Genomic DNA, 18748 nt, shown 5'->3' on the forward strand with positions numbered 1-18748 from the left:
TTTATCATTGCTTAACAGTTCCGAGCTAAAACTCCAACATTGTAAGAATCCCCTTGTTGTTAAGCTAAAAATCCTCACATTTTTTGGGAACAGCAATCATGGTAAAAAAGGTCCTCTTTATTACATCCAATCAAGGCATTGAACATGATGAACTCACTGAGCCTTTAAATTTTCTAAAGTCCAAAGGTTTTGAAGTCATTCATGCTGCAGAAAAAAATGAAGATGTCGCCACTGTCAAAGGTGATACCAAGGCTGCTACCCAATACACGCCGGATACCAGTTTCGACCATGTCGATCCGAATGATTATGATCTTTTGGTGATTCCCGGCGGCACTGTCAATGCAGATACTTTAAGAATCAATCAGGATGCGCAGAAAATCATTCAGCATTTTGCCGACAATCACAAACCGATTGCCGCAATCTGTCATGGGCCATGGACCCTGATTGATGCACAGCGCATCAAAGACAAGAATCTGACCTCATATAAGAGCATCAAGCTAGATCTGGAAAATGCCGGCGGGAAATGGGTCGATGAACAGGTTCACCGCTGCAATACCGGTGACTGGGTACTGATTACTTCACGCAATCCGGACGATTTACCGGCTTTCAATGAAGCGATCTTAAAAGAGCTTGAAGGCGAAGTTGCCTAAGTTCCTACAATATAAAAAAGAACCTCAACACTGAGGTTCTTTTTTATATTTAGACACCACCGGCCAGACTTTTCAGATAAGCCACAACGTCTTTATTGCCGGCCATTTCTGCCAGTTCTAAAGCAGTATTTGGACTACGATGCGCAATGTCCGCACCCTTGCTGACCAGAAGTTTGACCACTTCCAGATGATCATTTTCAGCGGCGGCCTGTAAGGCGCTATAGCCTTCTTCATCGGCGGAGTTGACGTCCAGACCTTCCTGTAGCGCCTGCTCGACCTGCTCAACATCGCCTAAAGATGCCCAGTACACCAGTTCAGGAAGATGCAGTTCGTCATCATCTTCAGGGATTGGGGAGAGTGAGTTGATGTTCATCTGAGTAATCCTATTTATTCAATATCTATGATTGATTCTAACGCGCTCTACTAAATAAAAAACTATAGCTATGAATATGTATAGGAAAATACGGTAAAACTATGTATTTAATGTTTGAAGAGAGAACTACTTGGAGAAGAATCAAAATCCATTATTTATTTTTACAATTACCGCGAAATACCATTGCATTGTCCATATAAGTAAAGGATTTGATAGGTTTACTTTGGTACTCCTCAACAATAAGGGAATATACATTGCTTCCTCTTCCTAATCCTTCCCCTATTTTTAAATAGTTAATGACTTTAAAACTATTATCTTTGGAGCCTGGATCAATAATAATTGGTTTATTAACGTAATCATTTTTCAAAGCCCCACTTATGATTCCTGTACTACGATTAACATTGAAAGTTTGACCAAGGTAATGATTCTCTAAATTTTTCACATCATAACTATTAGATATTTCTTCTATTACACATTCATAACTATTAGATATTTCTTCTATTACACATTCATAACTATTTATTTTTTGAGCATACACAAAAGAATTTGCTAAAAATATTGCACCTAAAATTAGGGTCTGTTGACATTTCAAGTATAGAATTTACCCGATAAAGGTAGCCAAATAAATATACAAGCTAATGCAACTGCCCCCTCATAGCTACACTTTAGCTTATCATATCGTGTTGCTATTCCTCTGAACTGCTTTAACCTACAAAATGCATTCTCAACTAAGTGTCTGATTTTATATAAATACCAATCCATATGATCATTATTTGACTGAGTATTTGATTTTCTTGGAATATTCGCTTTAGTTTTTTTCGCAGATATTTGTTCTCTTAATGATTCAGAGTCATATCCTTTGTCTGCACAACATACTTCCGTTTCACTCAAATCAAGTTTTTCAATCATTTTGGGAGCAATCTTGACATCATGTATCGTTCCATCGGAGATAATAATTTCGATTGGATTGCCATCCGCATCAACAGCTAAGTGTATTTTAGAACTATTTCCACCAATGCTTTTAGAAATATCCTGATCTTTTATTCCAGCAGAATGTTGGTGTGCCCGAACATGACTACTATCAATAAAAACCCATTCCATATCAGCACTTGAAGAAATTAATTTAAATATTTTCATTAACTTATCATTTTTACACCAACGATTATATTTTTTAAAGATTGAGTTATACGAACCAAATTCTTTAGGCAAATCACGCCATGGGCAGCCTGTTCTTATTCTATAAAGTATTGCTTCGACAAAATTTCTCAAATTAGATTTGAAATAGATATCAAAATTTCGGAAAATAGAAAGTAACTTAGACCAGTGTTGATCATTCAGCATTGTACGAGGCATAGCGAGAAGTAAATTAGTTTGGCGATTAAATTTTACTTTCTCGCTATTTTTTTGAACAGAAAATGTCAACAGACCCTAATATTCTCATAAAAGTTATATCTCTTTTTATAAAACTGATTCTCTTTATAGAATACTATTATTCTGATTTTAAATATAAAAAAGCCTCCTTTCGGAGGCTTCTTATTTAAAAACTTAGCTTTAAGCTTTAGACACTGCAGGCTCAATTGAACCAATCTTTTCAGATTCATTGTCATGCATGATTAATGCAACAGCAATTGCAGTAATCAGAACCGGCAAACCGACTGCCATAAAGTTGAAGTAAGCAGGCAGGTTCATTCCCAGTAAGCCACCAATCAGGATCGGCCCTACAATCGCGCCCATACGACCGATCGCAGAAGACCAGCCAATACCTGTCGAACGTACCGCAAGCGGGTAGAACTGCGCAACATAGCTATATAGCAACATTTGTGAACCAATCGACGCTGCACCCGCCAGGAATACCAGGATGTAAAGTAAGAATTGGTTAGATGCAAAGCCCATTGAGCTCATCACAATCGCACCCATCATACCGAGGAACATCAGTACCGGTTTCAGGTGGAAACGATCCGCGAGAATACCACCACCGACAATACCCACAACCGCACCAACGTTCATCACCATCATGAACATCAAGCTGTTGTCCATCGAGTAGCCTGCTGCCATCATCAACTTCGGTAACCAGCTACTCAGTGCATACATGGTTAACAGACAAGTGAAGAACGCGACCCAGAACAGTAAAGTATTGACCGCACGGCCACGACGGAACAAACTTACCACGTTGGCTGCTTCAGGCACATTTTCTTGTGGCAAAGTGAAAGTCGTATTCTCGGTAACAGTCAGATTTGGTGCCAAGTGACGTACGATACGACGAGCTTCGGGCTGCTTGTTCTGTTTCACAATAAATGCGAGCGATTCAGGCAGGAATTTCCAGATCACTGGTAATAAAAACAGTGGAATACCCGCGATAAAGAACATGATTTGCCAACCAAAACTTGGCGTGAACCATGAACCCAATAACGCAGCCATCACACCACCGACTGCATAACCACTAAACATGGTGGTCACCAGCGTACTACGCATTTTTTGTGGGGCATATTCCGAAGTCAATGCCACCAGGTTTGGCATTACGCCACCAATACCAAGACCGGCAAGGAAACGTAAAATACCGAATTCGGTTGGATTTGAAGCAAAGCCGCCGGCAAAGGTTAAACCACTAAATAATACAATACAGATCATGATCACTTTCTTACGACCGATCTTGTCCGCGAGGGAACCGAAGATCATCGCACCAAACATCATGCCAGCCAGTGCGGTACTTGCAAGCATGCCCGCTTGCACTGCACTTAAGCCCCAGTCTTGCATCAATAACGGTAAAACTACACCATTGATTGCGAGATCGTAGCCATCAAATAAGATAATGAGTAAACACCAAGCAACTACATTGAAGTGGAAAGGCGTGAATTTCGCATTATCGACTACAGAATTTACATCTATTTTTTCCGTTGTCATCGTTCTCATCTCCCATGAGTACTTGTCCATAACATCTTGTTGAAGACTGGAGTCAATCTTCAATGTCAGGCAATATACGCAAGCGGGATTTAAGGCACAATAAGACTAATTGATATTCTGCTATGCTCTCGGAAATGTCATTTATTTGCGTGATATGTCACACTATTATTAGTATAAACTTTTGAATAATTGATATTTATTTTTTAATTCGCCCAATATTTAAGCTCTTTTAATCCGCTTATTCTTTTGACCAAGTGAATATTGATTTAATTTCATACTAAAGATATGAAAAAGCCCCTTTAAGTAAGGAGCTTTTTAACTGAATGGATCAATGACGAGAGTTTAAATTTTGGCTGTTTTTAATTTTTTCACCATAACGCGACCAGGTTGTGGCTTACGAATCATTGAAATAGCGATGATGCCAATAATACCTGGCATTGCAACCGCGATAAAGTTCCATTTATGTGGTAACTCCATACCAAGCAGCATACCAATCACGATTGGGCCAACAATTGCACCTGTACGCCCTACAGCAGAAGCCCAACCAATACCAGTAGAACGTACTGCAACAGGATAGTATTGAGCAACATAGCTATATAACAAGATACTGGTACCAATAGATGAGGCACCTGCTAAACTGACAAGTAAATAAATAACAGGGGTTGGAGAATTAAAGCCCAAACCAACCAAAGATAGTACACCTACAGTTAACATACTCATAAGAACAGGTTTAAAGTCAAAACGGTCTGCCAAAATACCGCCGCTAATGGTTCCGATTACGGCACCAATATTCAGTGCTAATAAGAACATTAAACTACTACCTAAAGAATATCCCGCTGCCATCATCAGTTTTGGTAGCCAGCTTCCAAGTGCGTAAAGCATGAGTAAGCACATAAAGAAAGCAATCCAGAATAAGAATGTTCCTGTGGCACGATTTTCTGTAAATAAAGCTTTTACTGATGCACTTTGGGTCTGATCAGCGCTAGCTAGAACCAGTTCAGTATCTGCTCGTATGTCTGCAGTTGGCTCGACTTGCTTTATAAAACGACGTGCTTCGTTCACTTTTTGTTCTTTAACGAGAAAAGTTAAAGACTCAGGTAAGAACTTCCAAAAAAATGGAACAAAAAGTAATGGAATACCTGCAATGAAGAACATAATTTCCCAACCAAAACTTGGTGTAAACCATGTACCGCATAATGCAGCCATAATACCGCCCACGGCATAACCACTAAACATGGTGGTTACCAGTGTGCTTTTTAAACGTTTAGGTGCATATTCAGACGTTAAAGCGACTAAGTTTGGTAATACACCACCAATCCCTAAACCAGCAATAAAACGTAAAATACCAAATTCTGTGGGATTAGTGGTAAATCCACCCAAAAATGTAAAAGCACTAAATAAAGAAACACAAATCAAGATAACTTTTTTACGACCAATTTTGTCTGCAAGCATCCCAAATAGCATGGCTCCAAACATCATGCCAGCGAGTGCTGTACTTGCAAGCATGCCTGCTTCAACAGCACTCATGCCCCACTCTTGCATAAGTAGAGGCAGAACGACACCGTTAATTGCTAAATCATATCCGTCAAATAGGACAATAAACAAACACCATAATACAATGCTTAAGTGAAATTTAGTGAATTTTGCCTGATCAATCACATCATTCACACTTACAGTGTTTGCTACTCGCTTCATGTTTTCTGCCATTTTTACTCACCTCCTGTGAGTTTTTTTCGTTGTTTTCAGCACGACACATGACCCTAACTCTTATTTATTATTTTTAATGATTCTTATCGCCATGTCTTCGCAACAACTTAGTTCAACACAGCTACTTTTCATGCAATATCCGACTAAAGTCTTACTTATTCCTTAAAAATCTAAACCCATGAGTCTAGTTTTTAATCAATATTCAACAATTCCAAGAGCTATTTGACCAAAACCCGCGCATAAAAAAAACACCCCCGGCCTTATGGTCGGGGGTGTTTAGGAATAATGAGCTGGCGATGACTTACTCTCACATGGGTAACCCCACACTACCATCAGCGCTAAGAGGTTTCACTTCTGAGTTCGGGAAGGGATCAGGTGGTTCACTCTTGCTATGGTCGCCAGCACAACTGTTTATGGATACTTGCTAGGTCTTACGTTTTGCCTTGCTTTCTACCAAATAGAATTCATTAACAGGTATATTTGAGTATCGTATTTTGTTCTTAAGCGTTCACTAAATCAAGCTGTTTTGCTTAATATCGAATCAATTGATCCTCACTTCTTTCGAAGTTCGTACAACAACTGTTTGGGTGTTGTATAGTCAAGCCTCACGAGCAATTAGTATTGGTCAGCTTCATGTATCGCTACACTTCCACATCCAACCTATCAACGTCGTAGTCTTCAACGGCTCTTTAGGAGACATAAAGTCTCGGGGAAATCTTATCTTGAGGTAGGCTTCCCGCTTAGATGCTTTCAGCGGTTATCCCTTCCGAACATAGCTACCCGGCGATGCCACTGGCGTGACAACCGGTACACCAGAGGTTCGTCCACTCTGGTCCTCTCGTACTAGGAGCAGATCCTCTCAAATTTCCAACGCCCACGGTAGATAGGGACCGAACTGTCTCACGACGTTCTAAACCCAGCTCGCGTACCTCTTTAAATGGCGAACAGCCATACCCTTGGGACCTGCTTCAGCCCCAGGATGAGATGAGCCGACATCGAGGTGCCAAACACCGCCGTCGATATGAACTCTTGGGCGGTATCAGCCTGTTATCCCCAGAGTACCTTTTATCCGTTGAGCGATGGCCCTTCCATACAGAACCACCGGATCACTAAGACCTACTTTCGTACCTGCTCGACTTGTGGGTCTCGCAGTTAAGCGCGCTTTTGCCTTTATACTCTACGCGTGATTTCCGACCACGCTGAGCGCACCTTCGTACTCCTCCGTTACTCTTTAGGAGGAGACCGCCCCAGTCAAACTACCCACCAGACATGGTCCTCGTCCCGGATAACGGGACAGAGTTAGAACCTCAATATTACCAGGGTGGTATTTCAAGGACGGCTCCATCGCAACTAGCGTCGCGACTTCAAAGCCTCCCACCTATCCTACACAAGTAAGATCAAAGTTCAATGTCAAGCTGCAGTAAAGGTTCACGGGGTCTTTCCGTCTAGCCGCGGGTACACCGCATCTTCACGGCGAATTCGATTTCACTGAGTCTCTGCTGGAGACAGCGCCCCCATCATTATGCCATTCGTGCAGGTCGGAACTTACCCGACAAGGAATTTCGCTACCTTAGGACCGTTATAGTTACGGCCGCCGTTTACTGGGGCTTCGATCAAGAGCTTCGCTTACGCTAACCCCATCAATTAACCTTCCAGCACCGGGCAGGCATCACACCCTATACGTCCACTTTCGTGTTTGCAGAGTGCTATGTTTTTAATAAACAGTTGCAGGGGCCTGGTTTCTGAGGCTGTCGCCCGCTCAAGGAGCAAGTCCTATCACAGACAACAGCGTACCTTCTCCCGAAGTTACGGTACCATTTTGCCTAGTTCCTTCAGCAGAGTTCTCTCAAGCGCTTTGGTCTACTCGACCTGACCACCTGTGTCGGTTTCGGGTACGATTCCTGTGTAACTGAAGCTTAGAGACTTTTCCTGGAAGCATGGTATCAGCCACTTCACTGTACAAGTACAGCTTGCTATCAGTTCTCAGCATAGAGTACCCCGGATTTGCCTAAGATACATGCCTACAACCTTCCACCTGGACAACCAACGCCAGGCTGACTTAACCTTCTCCGTCCTCTCATCGCATTACACAGAAGTATTGGAATATTAACCAATTTCCCATCGACTACGCCTCTCGGCCTCGCCTTAGGGGTCGACTCACCCAGCCCCGATTAACGTTGGACTGGAACCCTTGGTCTTTCAGCGTGCGAGTTTTTCACTCGCATTGTCGTTACTCACGTCAGCATTCGCACTTCTGATACCTCCAGCAGACTTCTCAATCCACCTTCATCGGCTTACAGAACGCTCCCCTACCACGTACAATAAATTACAAATCCGCAGCTTCGGCATATAGTTTTAGCCCCGTTACATCTTCCGCGCAGGCCGACTCGACTAGTGAGCTATTACGCTTTCTTTAAAGGGTGGCTGCTTCTAAGCCAACCTCCTAGCTGTCTATGCCTTCCCACATCGTTTCCCACTTAACTATAATTTTGGGGCCTTAGCTGGCGGTCTGGATTGTTTTCCTCTTGACTACGGACGTTAGCACCCGCAGTCTGTCTCCCGGATAGTACTCATTGGTATTCGGAGTTTGCATCGGTTTGGTAAGTCGGGATGACCCCCTAGCCGAAACAGTGCTCTACCCCCAATGGTATTCGTCCGAGGCGCTACCTAAATAGCTTTCGGGGAGAACCAGCTATCACCAAGTTTGATTAGCCTTTCACCCCTATCCACAAGTCATCCCCTGGCTTTTCAACGACAGTGGGTTCGGTCCTCCAGTTAGTGTTACCCAACCTTCAACCTGCTCATGGATAGATCACCTGGTTTCGGGTCTATACCCAGCAACTAAACGCCCTATTAAGACTCGGTTTCCCTACGGCTCCCCTATTCGGTTAACCTCGCTACTGAATATAAGTCGCTGACCCATTATACAAAAGGTACGCAGTCACCGGACTAAGCCGGCTCCCACTGCTTGTATGCATGCGGTTTCAGGATCTATTTCACTCCCCTCACAGGGGTTCTTTTCGCCTTTCCCTCACGGTACTGGTTCACTATCGGTCAGTCAGGAGTATTTAGCCTTGGAGGATGGTCCCCCCATATTCAGACAAGGTTTCACGTGCCTCGCCCTACTCGACATCATCATATAAGCCCTTTCGTGTACAGGACTATCACCGTCTACGGTCGCACTTCCCAGAGCGTTCCACTAGAACTTATATGACTTAATGGGCTCTTCCCCTTTCGCTCGCCGCTACTGAGGGAATCTCAATTGATTTCTTTTCCTAAGGGTACTGAGATGTTTCACTTCCCCTCGTTCGCCTTGCAACACTATGTATTCATGTTGCAATACCTACCTTATGGTAAGTGGGTTTCCCCATTCAGACATCTCCGGATCACAGGATATTTGCCGCCTCCCCGGAGCTTTTCGCAGGCTATCACGTCTTTCATCGCCTCTGACTGCCAAGGCATCCACCACATGCACTTAATTACTTGACTATACAACCCCAAACAGTCGTTTATCCTTACAAGTGGGATAAGCAACAGAGTTCGTCTTGCGACTTACTCATACAGTTGGCGTTTCGTAGATTTAACTACAGTACAGCTTCAATTAGATTCATATACCAAAACGCTTGATTCAGTTAATTTCGCTAGAACTCATTTCTTGTAGTTGCCTACTTGAAACGAGTTTGAACAAATTATTTCAACTCAAATATATTCTGTTAATGATTTTTCCAGCCTTCGTCAGGTCAGGAAACTGTGATAAATCACAGAGGTTATCAAGTGCGCGTATCATAACGCTTGTACTTGTTAATCTCTAGGATCTAAGCACTTGATCGCTTAGGAACTAAACAACTTCATCACTGTATGATTACATACTGCGCGAAGCGTAGCTTCTTGCTTAAATTTCAAGTAAAAGCAGTGCTTTAAGTTTTATGATCTTGAAATTTGGTGGAGACTAGGAGAGTCGAACTCCTGACCTCCTGCGTGCAAAGCAGGCGCTCTACCAACTAAGCTAAGTCCCCAGCTTATCAATAAGTCAATGTATCGTTCCGTTCTGTTTGCTTCAGCACTTTCATGCTTGGTTAGTCAGATTTGGTGGGTCTGACAAGACTTGAACTTGTGACCCCACGCTTATCAAGCGTGTGCTCTAACCAACTGAGCTACAGACCCTCAGATACATCGTATGAAGAACAACTTGTTGTGGATTCTTACCAATCGTCAATCTTTCGTTAAGGAGGTGATCCAGCCGCAGGTTCCCCTACGGCTACCTTGTTACGACTTCACCCCAGTCATCTGCCACACCGTGGTAAGCGTCCTCCTTGCGGTTAGACTACCTACTTCTGGTGCAACAAACTCCCATGGTGTGACGGGCGGTGTGTACAAGGCCCGGGAACGTATTCACCGCGGCATTCTGATCCGCGATTACTAGCGATTCCGACTTCATGGAGTCGAGTTGCAGACTCCAATCCGGACTACGATCGGCTTTTTGAGATTAGCATCCACTCGCGTGGTAGCAACCCTTTGTACCGACCATTGTAGCACGTGTGTAGCCCTGGTCGTAAGGGCCATGATGACTTGACGTCGTCCCCGCCTTCCTCCAGTTTGTCACTGGCAGTATCCTTAAAGTTCCCGGCTTAACCCGCTGGCAAATAAGGAAAAGGGTTGCGCTCGTTGCGGGACTTAACCCAACATCTCACGACACGAGCTGACGACAGCCATGCAGCACCTGTATGTAAGTTCCCGAAGGCACCAATCCATCTCTGGAAAGTTCTTACTATGTCAAGACCAGGTAAGGTTCTTCGCGTTGCATCGAATTAAACCACATGCTCCACCGCTTGTGCGGGCCCCCGTCAATTCATTTGAGTTTTAGTCTTGCGACCGTACTCCCCAGGCGGTCTACTTATCGCGTTAGCTGCGCCACTAAAGCCTCAAAGGCCCCAACGGCTAGTAGACATCGTTTACGGCATGGACTACCAGGGTATCTAATCCTGTTTGCTCCCCATGCTTTCGCACCTCAGTGTCAGTATTAGGCCAGATGGCTGCCTTCGCCATCGGTATTCCTCCAGATCTCTACGCATTTCACCGCTACACCTGGAATTCTACCATCCTCTCCCATACTCTAGCCAACCAGTATCGAATGCAATTCCCAAGTTAAGCTCGGGGATTTCACATTTGACTTAATTGGCCACCTACGCGCGCTTTACGCCCAGTAAATCCGATTAACGCTTGCACCCTCTGTATTACCGCGGCTGCTGGCACAGAGTTAGCCGGTGCTTATTCTGCGAGTAACGTCCACTATCCAAGAGTATTAATCTCGGTAGCCTCCTCCTCGCTTAAAGTGCTTTACAACCAAAAGGCCTTCTTCACACACGCGGCATGGCTGGATCAGGGTTCCCCCCATTGTCCAATATTCCCCACTGCTGCCTCCCGTAGGAGTCTGGGCCGTGTCTCAGTCCCAGTGTGGCGGATCATCCTCTCAGACCCGCTACAGATCGTCGCCTTGGTAGGCCTTTACCCCACCAACTAGCTAATCCGACTTAGGCTCATCTATTAGCGCAAGGCCCGAAGGTCCCCTGCTTTCTCCCGTAGGACGTATGCGGTATTAGCATCCCTTTCGAGATGTTGTCCCCCACTAATAGGCAGATTCCTAAGCATTACTCACCCGTCCGCCGCTAGGTCAAGTAGCAAGCTACTCTTCCCCGCTCGACTTGCATGTGTTAAGCCTGCCGCCAGCGTTCAATCTGAGCCATGATCAAACTCTTCAGTTTAATACTATGTAGCACCTTAAAGGGTGCCAATCTTGGCTCATCAATTTTCTGACAAATATTTCTCAAATAAACTTCGAGTAATTTCTACCATCAATCAATGAAAATAATTTCGATCGATCAACCAGTAAAAATCCACACAAGTTGTTCTTCATAATCTCTTAATGATCTTCCTAACACCTCGTCAGTGCTAGAAGCTGGACTTCGATATACTTAACAACTCAGCGATCCGCTTCGTTCGTTTCCGTCTATCTCGCCGGTATGTGCTCATTATAGGGCAATTTCTTACACGTGCAAGCGCTTTTAACGCACAGGAATCACGAGTGTTTTATTTTTATGCACCAAATTGGTTCAATTCCATACAATACATTACATAAGTACATATTTTTAAAACAGAAATATAAATTAAATATTTCTGCTTTATTCTATGCCTAGTTTTTCACGACTGGTGCTTTAATCATCACACTGGTGATTTTTACAGGGTTCACCGGCACATTTTGATGCATTCCATAGTTTCGGGTCGGTACTTTGGCAATCTGATCGACGATATCCATGCCTTTAGTGACCTTACCAAATACCGCATAGCCGGCATTTCTAGCAGAACGATCCAAGAAATCATTATCGACCAGGTTCACAAAGAATTGTGCTCGGGCAGAATCCGGCTGATTGGTACGAGCCATGGCTAAAGTACCGCGTTTATTTTGCAGACCATTCGACGATTCGTTTTTAATAGGTGCTTTGGTATTGGCTTTTTCCTGCATGTTCACATCAAAGCCACCGCCCTGCACCATAAAGCCTGGAATGACGCGGTGAAAGATCGTGTCCTTATAGAAGTTGTTCTTTACATAGCTTTCGAAGTTCTTTGCCGAGATTGGGGCTTTGTCATTGAAGAGTTCAATTTCAATATTTCCAGATGAAGTCTTCATCTCAATAATTGTATTTGCAGCAAAGCTAGGCAGACTGACCGCAGCAAGTGCGATGACACATAATGATTTCTTTAACATTTATTAACTCATCTACTTAGAAGTAATGGTTGTGAATGACTATATATTAATCTTTTATAACTCATAATGCAGTGACCTGCCGACTAAAGACAAGAGAATAAGAATGAAGCATGCATTATTACAGGAGCAAAATATCCACCAGTTTCCACCGTGGCGTTTGCAGGGTGAGGGTTTTATTCTGAATTATTGGCTGACCCCCAGCTTTATTGAGCAAGCAAAACAGTTCCGTATTGCCCCTTCTCCACTGGGTCGTATGATTCAAGTCTTATTGGTGCGTTATCACACCTCGCCGATTGGCCCTTATGATGAGTTACTGATTCTGGACCATCCTTTAATTAGTAAACGGCGCCTCAGCTCGATTCCTAAAATTTATGTATCTACCCATGAGTCTGTGGTACATGGTCAGCATTTATGGGGCATTCCCAAAGAACATGCGCAGTTTGAATGGCAGGAAAAGGATCAGGAAGTACTGTGTCAGATTCAGCACCAGAACCAGCATATGACGATTCGATTGAAGAAAACTAAATCTGCACGCCAGTTCTATATTAATAGTCATCATATTCCAGCGTCTATGTTGAAAATCCAGCAAGCCTGGAAAGGGCAGCGTTTTCAGTTTAGTCCACAGTTCCGCGGTCATCTCTCCAAACTCTCACAAGTAGAGTGGAAAGATGCCGAGAATATATTTCCAGATTTTTCCAAAGCCAAATTGCTGCAAAGCTTTTATGTCCCCAAATTCAATCTGATCTTTCCTGAAGCGCAGATCAGTAGCAAAGTGTAAAGACTGATAAAAACTTAGCTATAAAAAAAGGTGTTTCATGAGAAACACCTTTTTGCATTCATGCTTTCGATTTAACTATTTTTGTCCCAGAATTTGCGGAAGTTTTTGCTGATCTCAATCACATATTTTTTGGCACGGCGGGAGATCGGCGTCAGATTGATAAAACCATGTGCCTGATCGGTATATTCATCATAATGAACACTCACGCCATTCTGACGTAGTTTATGTGCATAGATTGAACCTTCATCATGCAGAACATCATGACGTGCAGTAATTACATAGCTCGGCGGCAAGTTCTGCAATTCACCATAGGTCGGCGAAATCAGTGGGTCATCCAGTTCAATCTGATGAGTTTGGGCATACATGAAGGTCACCAGATCAATATCCTGCTCCGAAAGTACCAGTCCATCTTTATAAGCATAAAAAGAAGGATGGCGACTTTTAAAGTCGAGCGCCGGATAAAGCAAAAGCTGTGCTCGTGCGGCATAAGATTTACCGGCACTGCGCTGTGCCACGACAGTAGCCAGATTCCCGCCTGCGCTGTCCCCTGCCACGGCAATGCGATTTTTATAGACTTTTAGCTGCTTGCTATGCTGATGTGCCCAAGCCAAGGCATCTTCACAGACTTGTACCATTTGTAAGGGACTAAATTCTGGCGTCAGCGGATAAGCCACACTTAACACCTGTACTTTGGCATGCACTGCCAGCAAGCGACAGAATTCATCGTGAGTATCCAGACCGCCCACCATAAATGCACCGCCATGATAAAAAATCACCATCGGCAACTTCTTTTGTGGAGCTGGATGATAATGCCGGGCAAAGATGCTGCCACTCTGTAGAGGAAGGCGAAGCTCTTCGACAAATTTGACCGCGGTCGGTCTAGCCCGGATGGCTTTCATACGTGCATCAAACAATGTGCGCGAATGTGCGAGATCCTCACTGATAAAACTGCTATGCCCCTGTTTTATCTGGATGGCCATCAGGCATTTAACCAAAGGGTCTAAATCAGGATAGACATGAGGATAATCCAGGGCCTTAACCAATGTTTCCTTTGCAATGCCAGGTAAGCGGTCCAGCATACGCGCTGCCGTCCCTTGTCCTTTTTCCATCACACTTTTCAGAACCGGAGGATTCACAGTCATTATTTTTAGTCCTTATTCTCTTAATTCTTCATAGTTTCTACACGATTAGCGTTTCAGTGACCATATTCTTATATAAGTCTTAATATCAATGTACATATAGCTTCTGTCCGATACGTTACCCTCATTTATAGAAGATGTCATTGACCGTTTAAAGGTTATTTTTGACGTACTTTTGCGAGCTTAAGTATATTTTTTATTGCAAATCGGGAGGATGCCTATGGCTAGCAAAATTATAGCTTTGTCTTTGGCGACTGCATTTTTAGCTGTAGGCTGCGTCGCATTTCCTGAAGATGGTGGCTATTATGATGGCCGCTATGATCAGCGTTATGACCGTCGCTATGAACTGGACCGGCGTTATGAACAAGATCATCGCTATGAGCGGCAACGCTGGGAATATGAACAGCAACGCAAACGCATTGAACTGGATCGACGTAAACAGGAATTACAACGTCGCAATTGGGAGCAGGATCGTAAAAGACAGTTAGAGCTGGATCGACGTAAAAGCCAACTGGAACGGCAGCGCCATGAACAGCAACGTAAAAATATCATGACGCAACGGCAAAAACAGGTAGAGGCAGAACGTAAACGTCGTCAGGATCTGGAGCGTAAACGTGCAACAGATCAGCGCAGTAAAAAAGTCCAGCAAAACCGTTCTAATCAACGCTGGAATGACAACCGACGCCATCAGGAACAACGCTCACGCGATCGTCGTGATTAAGACTTGAATTGTCTTCTCTATTAAAAGCCCAGACTGAGCTTTTTAAATCGAAAAAGATAGCTTCCTGATAAACAAAGGCCCTAAAGAAAATTTCTTTAGGGCCTTTGTAGAGGGTTATGTTAAACGAACTTCCACTTCGCTTATGCTTCTCAGCAATTCAACCAGAACATCCTGTTCTCTACATAAATTATCCTATCGGATCAACTGGCTCTGATGAAGCCGAGATTCACTATCCAAGCTGTAAGTTTTATCTTACATAACGCTAAAATAGAGACAACTGATTCCAACAAATTCAAAATCGGTAAATTCTAGGCAAAAAAAAGGCTTATCTAGAGAACAGGATAAGCCACGAAAACACATTTCAAAATAAGAAGAAACTACAGCGATAGAATCTGGAATAAATATTAACTAAAAGTTCATCTATTGTGAAAGACTTTATTGCTTAGATATTAATCGTTTTTATGTCTAATAAATAAACAGGCAAAAAAAAGCTGAGTTTTGGGGATACTCAGCTTGAAAAAAGCAACTTTAAAATAGGGCAACAGCAACCCGGTTCGGCTCTCTCCTCTGAACAAGGTCGCTGTTAATAGAAATATAATGCAATTTTTTTACCCATACTTAAAACGGATTAAAATTATTAATTTGATTCAAAAATACGATTATTAATTTTTTATATTTATTTTCAAATAATTAAATCTTGGATTTAGTCGCGAATTAAATCTATTTAGCTCAAAATCCGGATTCATGGCTGCTTATACCCGTGTATTTTATTCTCATCCCATCCTGTTGTTGTGTTCTGAATAGCTTGTTCTGCTGTCCGCTGGATTCAGTATTTTGCATAAATCTTAAATTTAATCTGGGTCGACGCTTGAATTTTTACACCCTGCCCCGATTTCTTTAGGTAATCAAGAACTTCACAACCATGGCAGTTCAGCATAAACGCAGTGAACACTGAGGCCTAAGGACTGTACATGTTTAAGAACCCATTTAAACGGAGTAAATCAATGGCGACTGAGCAAAACGAGCAAGCTCAACAACTTGAGCAAGAGCAAGCGGAACAAGATACAGCGCAAACTCAAGCTGAAACCGAGCAGGCTGAAGTTTCCGTTGAGTCTTTACAAGAGCAGATTGCGCAGCTTGAAGGTGACTTGAAGTTAGAAAAAGCCCGTACCGCCAATGCAGTCTATGAAGCACAAAAGAGTGTTGAACGTATTCAGCGTGAATCTGAAAAGCATAAAGATACGGTTCTGGAAAAGTTCTCTAAAGAGCTTCTAGAAACAGTCGACAATCTGGAGCGTGCCATTGTGGCTGCAGGTGAAGAGCAAACACCATTGCGTGAAGGCGTTGAACTGACGCTTAAATCTTTATTGCATACCTTGGAGAAATTTGGGGTTGTGGCAGTAGACACCAACAACGGTTTCAATGCTGACCTGCACCAGGCAGTCGGGATTGATCCAAATGCCAAAGCAAATGAAATTGGGACTGTTTTGCAAAAAGGCTACACGCTTAACAGTCGCTTATTGCGTCCTGCCATGGTGATGGTCGGCGCTTAAGCCAAATAAATTCGGGAGTTTGTGAAATTTTTCAAAAATTTTACTTGAAAAAAATCGAACGGCTCTCATATCGGATAACAAGTGTAAATCACAAAAAAATTTTAGAGGAAACATCCAAATGGCTAAAATCATTGGTATTGACTTAGGTACTACAAACTCATGTGTTGCAGTACTTGAAGGCGACAAAGTTAAAGTAATCGAAAACGCTGAAGGCGCGCGTACCACTCCATCTATTATTGCCTATAAAGATGGCGAAATTCTGGTAGGTCAATCTGCAAAGCGTCAAGCAGTAACGAATCCGAAAAATACATTGTTCGCGATCAAACGTTTGATCGGTCGTCGTTATGAAGACCAAGCGGTACAAAAAGATATCGGTCTGGTTCCTTACAAAATCATCAAAGCTGACAACGGTGATGCTTGGGTTGATGTCAACGACAAAAAATTGGCGCCACAACAGGTTTCTGCTGAAATCTTGAAAAAGATGAAGAAAACTGCTGAAGATTACCTGGGCGAAACCGTAACTGAAGCTGTTATTACTGTTCCTGCTTACTTCAACGATGCACAGCGTCAAGCAACTAAAGATGCAGGTAAAATTGCAGGTTTAGAAGTTAAACGTATCATCAACGAGCCAACTGCTGCGGCACTTGCGTTTGGTATGGACAAGAAAGAAGGCGATCGTAAAATCGCGGTTTATGACTTGGGTGGTGGTACTTTCGACGTTTCAATCATTGAAATTGCGGACCTTGATGGCGACCAGCAAATTGAAGTATTGTCGACTAACGGTGATACATTCCTAGGTGGTGAAGACTTCGATAACGCGTTAATCGAGTTCCTGGTTGAAGAGTTCAAGAAAGAACAAAACTTTAACCTGAAACAAGATCCACTTGCACTTCAGCGTTTAAAAGAAGCTGCGGAGAAAGCAAAAATCGAGCTTTCTTCTTCAAATGCAACTGAAATCAACCTTCCATACATCACTGCTGATGCGACTGGTCCTAAACACTTAGTGATCAACGTAACACGTGCAAAACTTGAAGGTTTAGTTGCTGACCTGGTTGCTCGTACGATTGAGCCTTGCCGTATTGCGCTTAAAGATGCAGGTCTTTCGACTTCTGACATCTCTGACGTGATCCTGGTAGGTGGTCAGTCTCGTATGCCAATGGTTCAACAGAAGGTTCAAGAATTCTTCGGTAAAGAGCCACGTAAAGACGTAAACCCTGACGAAGCAGTAGCCATGGGTGCTGCGATTCAAGGTGCGGTACTTTCAGGTGACAAAACTGACGTACTTTTACTTGACGTAACTCCGCTGACACTTGGTATTGAAACCATGGGCGGCGTATTGACTGCAATCATCGAGAAAAACACCACGATTCCTGCGAAGAAATCTCAAGTGTTCTCAACTGCTGCGGACAACCAGCCTGCTGTAGACATTTCGGTTTACCAAGGTGAACGCAAAATGGCGCAGCAAAACAAACTGTTGGGTAACTTCCAGTTAGGTGACATTCCACCTGCGCCACGTGGTGTGCCACAAATTGAAGTATCTTTCGACATCAATGCTGACGGTATCTTGAAAGTATCTGCAAAAGACAAGAGTACTGGTAAAGAGCAATCGATCCAGATTAAAGCAAACTCAGGTTTGTCTGATGCTGAAATCGAAGCAATGATTAAAGATGCTGAAGCGAATGCTGAAGAAGACCGTAAATTTGAAGAGCTTGCAAAAGCACGTAACGAAGCGGATGCTTTAGTTGCTTCTTCACAAAAAGCAGTGAAAGATCTTGGTGAACAAGTGACTGCAGACGAAAAAACTGCAATCGAAACTGCGGTTTCTGAGCTTGAAGCTTCAACCAAAGAAAATGACGTTGAAGACATCAAAGCGAAAACTGAAGCGCTGCAAAACATCATCATGCCAATTACACAACGTGCATATGAAGCAGCTCAAGGCCAAGGCGGTGCGCAAGGTTTTGATCCAAACGCATTCCAAGGTGGCGAAGGTCAATCTCAAAAAGCGGACGACGGTGTTGTAGATGCCGAGTTCACTGAAGTGAAAGATGACAAAAAATAATTTGTCGCTTTAACTGAAAAAACCGCGCGAAAGCGCGGTTTTTTTATGTCTCTAATTAAAAGAATAGAAGAAAAATGACCAAAATTTGATCGTATTTTCAGAAA

At 43.2% G+C, this 18748-nt stretch carries 12 protein-coding genes, 2 tRNA genes and 3 rRNA genes; 5 read left to right on the plus strand and 12 right to left on the minus strand.

Translation table 11 applies throughout. The features are described from left to right. The first annotated feature begins 98 nt into the window (after positions 1 to 98). Positions 99 to 650 carry a type 1 glutamine amidotransferase domain-containing protein gene (locus tag F890_RS17215; RefSeq protein ID WP_005268215.1) on the plus strand — a complete coding sequence of 184 codons (552 nt, stop codon included), beginning with the start codon at positions 99 to 101 and terminating at the stop codon, positions 648 to 650. Between the two features lie 49 nt (positions 651 to 699). Here F890_RS17215 and F890_RS17220 read toward each other — a convergent pair whose 3' ends face one another. The 11 genes from F890_RS17220 to F890_RS17270 all read right to left on the minus strand — a co-directional run bounded on the left by F890_RS17220 (position 700) and on the right by F890_RS17270 (position 12394). Beyond that, positions 700 to 1023 carry an ankyrin repeat domain-containing protein gene (locus F890_RS17220; protein WP_005268216.1) on the minus strand — a complete coding sequence of 108 codons (324 nt, stop codon included), beginning with the start codon at positions 1021 to 1023 and terminating at the stop codon, positions 700 to 702. Positions 1024 to 1174: 151 nt separating this feature from the next. Continuing rightward, positions 1175 to 1615 (minus strand): hypothetical protein, encoded by a 441-nt coding sequence (locus F890_RS17225; RefSeq protein ID WP_005268217.1) that lies wholly within the window; start codon positions 1613 to 1615, stop codon positions 1175 to 1177. Further along, positions 1612 to 2376, minus strand: coding sequence for an IS5 family transposase (locus tag F890_RS17230; RefSeq protein WP_005101346.1), 765 nt, complete (start codon positions 2374 to 2376; stop codon positions 1612 to 1614). The genes F890_RS17225 and F890_RS17230 overlap by 4 nt, the downstream gene beginning before the upstream one ends. A gap of 198 nt (positions 2377 to 2574) precedes the next feature. Next, the gene (locus tag F890_RS17235; protein WP_005268221.1) at positions 2575 to 3924 is read right to left on the minus strand and encodes an aromatic acid/H+ symport family MFS transporter; all 1350 of its coding nucleotides are present in this window, start codon (positions 3922 to 3924) and stop codon (positions 2575 to 2577) included. Positions 3925 to 4266: 342 nt separating this feature from the next. Beyond that, entirely contained in the window at positions 4267 to 5631 is a 1365-nt protein-coding gene (locus tag F890_RS17240) for an MFS transporter (protein ID WP_005268223.1), read from the minus strand. A gap of 288 nt (positions 5632 to 5919) precedes the next feature. Beyond that, a 5S ribosomal RNA gene (gene rrf, locus F890_RS17245) occupies positions 5920 to 6034 on the minus strand. A 191-nt stretch (positions 6035 to 6225) separates the two neighbouring features. Then, a 23S ribosomal RNA gene (locus F890_RS17250) occupies positions 6226 to 9120 on the minus strand. A gap of 451 nt (positions 9121 to 9571) precedes the next feature. Next, positions 9572 to 9647: transfer RNA gene (locus F890_RS17255), tRNA-Ala, on the minus strand. Positions 9648 to 9718: 71 nt separating this feature from the next. Then, a tRNA-Ile gene (locus F890_RS17260) sits at positions 9719 to 9795 on the minus strand. Positions 9796 to 9855: 60 nt separating this feature from the next. Further along, a 16S ribosomal RNA gene (locus F890_RS17265) occupies positions 9856 to 11393 on the minus strand. The 16S, 23S and 5S rRNA genes sit together here with 2 tRNA genes alongside, the layout of an rRNA operon. 428 nt (positions 11394 to 11821) lie before the next feature. Continuing rightward, on the minus strand, positions 11822 to 12394 hold the full coding sequence (locus F890_RS17270; protein ID WP_005268226.1) for a peptidylprolyl isomerase A: 573 nt from the start codon (positions 12392 to 12394) through the stop codon (positions 11822 to 11824). A 103-nt stretch (positions 12395 to 12497) separates the two neighbouring features. Here F890_RS17270 and F890_RS17275 point away from each other — a divergent pair, with 103 nt between their 5' ends. Beyond that, on the plus strand, positions 12498 to 13172 hold the full coding sequence (locus F890_RS17275; protein WP_005268228.1) for an acetoacetate decarboxylase family protein: 675 nt from the start codon (positions 12498 to 12500) through the stop codon (positions 13170 to 13172). 71 nt (positions 13173 to 13243) lie between these two features. Here F890_RS17275 and F890_RS17280 read toward each other — a convergent pair whose 3' ends face one another. After that, a complete protein-coding gene (locus tag F890_RS17280; protein WP_005104973.1) occupies positions 13244 to 14314 on the minus strand; it encodes an alpha/beta hydrolase in 1071 nt (356 codons plus the stop codon). Between the two features lie 217 nt (positions 14315 to 14531). On the opposite strand from F890_RS17280, the gene F890_RS17285 reads away from it, so the two are divergent. The 3 genes from F890_RS17285 (at position 14532) to dnaK (ending at position 18644) form a co-directional block, all read left to right on the plus strand. After that, positions 14532 to 15032 carry a cell envelope integrity TolA family protein gene (locus tag F890_RS17285; RefSeq protein ID WP_005104971.1) on the plus strand — a complete coding sequence of 167 codons (501 nt, stop codon included), beginning with the start codon at positions 14532 to 14534 and terminating at the stop codon, positions 15030 to 15032. 1004 nt (positions 15033 to 16036) lie between these two features. Continuing rightward, positions 16037 to 16585: a nucleotide exchange factor GrpE gene (gene grpE, locus F890_RS17290; RefSeq protein WP_004647116.1), complete on the plus strand. Its 549-nt coding sequence runs from the start codon at positions 16037 to 16039 to the stop codon at positions 16583 to 16585. A 118-nt stretch (positions 16586 to 16703) separates the two neighbouring features. Then, on the plus strand, positions 16704 to 18644 hold the full coding sequence (gene dnaK, locus F890_RS17295; protein ID WP_004281948.1) for a molecular chaperone DnaK: 1941 nt from the start codon (positions 16704 to 16706) through the stop codon (positions 18642 to 18644). Positions 18645 to 18748: the final 104 nt, after the last annotated feature.

The organism is Acinetobacter sp. CIP 64.7, from assembly GCF_000369745.1.
GTDB classification, from domain to species: Bacteria; Pseudomonadota; Gammaproteobacteria; order Pseudomonadales; family Moraxellaceae; genus Acinetobacter; species Acinetobacter fasciculus.

Bases quoted from the DNA above. Each gene is read 5' to 3' on its own strand.
- F890_RS17215 (WP_005268215.1), top strand. From the start codon at position 99: ATGGTAAAAAAGGTCCTCTTTATTACATCCAATCAAGGCATTGAACAT.
- F890_RS17220 (WP_005268216.1), bottom strand. From the start codon at position 1,023: ATGAACATCAACTCACTCTCCCCAATCCCTGAAGATGATGACGAACTG.
- F890_RS17230 (WP_005101346.1), bottom strand. From the start codon at position 2,376: ATGCCTCGTACAATGCTGAATGATCAACACTGGTCTAAGTTACTTTCT.
- F890_RS17235 (WP_005268221.1), bottom strand. From the start codon at position 3,924: ATGACAACGGAAAAAATAGATGTAAATTCTGTAGTCGATAATGCGAAA.
- F890_RS17240 (WP_005268223.1), bottom strand. From the start codon at position 5,631: ATGGCAGAAAACATGAAGCGAGTAGCAAACACTGTAAGTGTGAATGAT.
- F890_RS17270 (WP_005268226.1), bottom strand. From the start codon at position 12,394: ATGTTAAAGAAATCATTATGTGTCATCGCACTTGCTGCGGTCAGTCTG.
- F890_RS17275 (WP_005268228.1), top strand. From the start codon at position 12,498: ATGAAGCATGCATTATTACAGGAGCAAAATATCCACCAGTTTCCACCG.
- F890_RS17280 (WP_005104973.1), bottom strand. From the start codon at position 14,314: ATGACTGTGAATCCTCCGGTTCTGAAAAGTGTGATGGAAAAAGGACAA.
- F890_RS17285 (WP_005104971.1), top strand. From the start codon at position 14,532: ATGGCTAGCAAAATTATAGCTTTGTCTTTGGCGACTGCATTTTTAGCT.
- grpE (WP_004647116.1), top strand. From the start codon at position 16,037: ATGGCGACTGAGCAAAACGAGCAAGCTCAACAACTTGAGCAAGAGCAA.
- dnaK (WP_004281948.1), top strand. From the start codon at position 16,704: ATGGCTAAAATCATTGGTATTGACTTAGGTACTACAAACTCATGTGTT.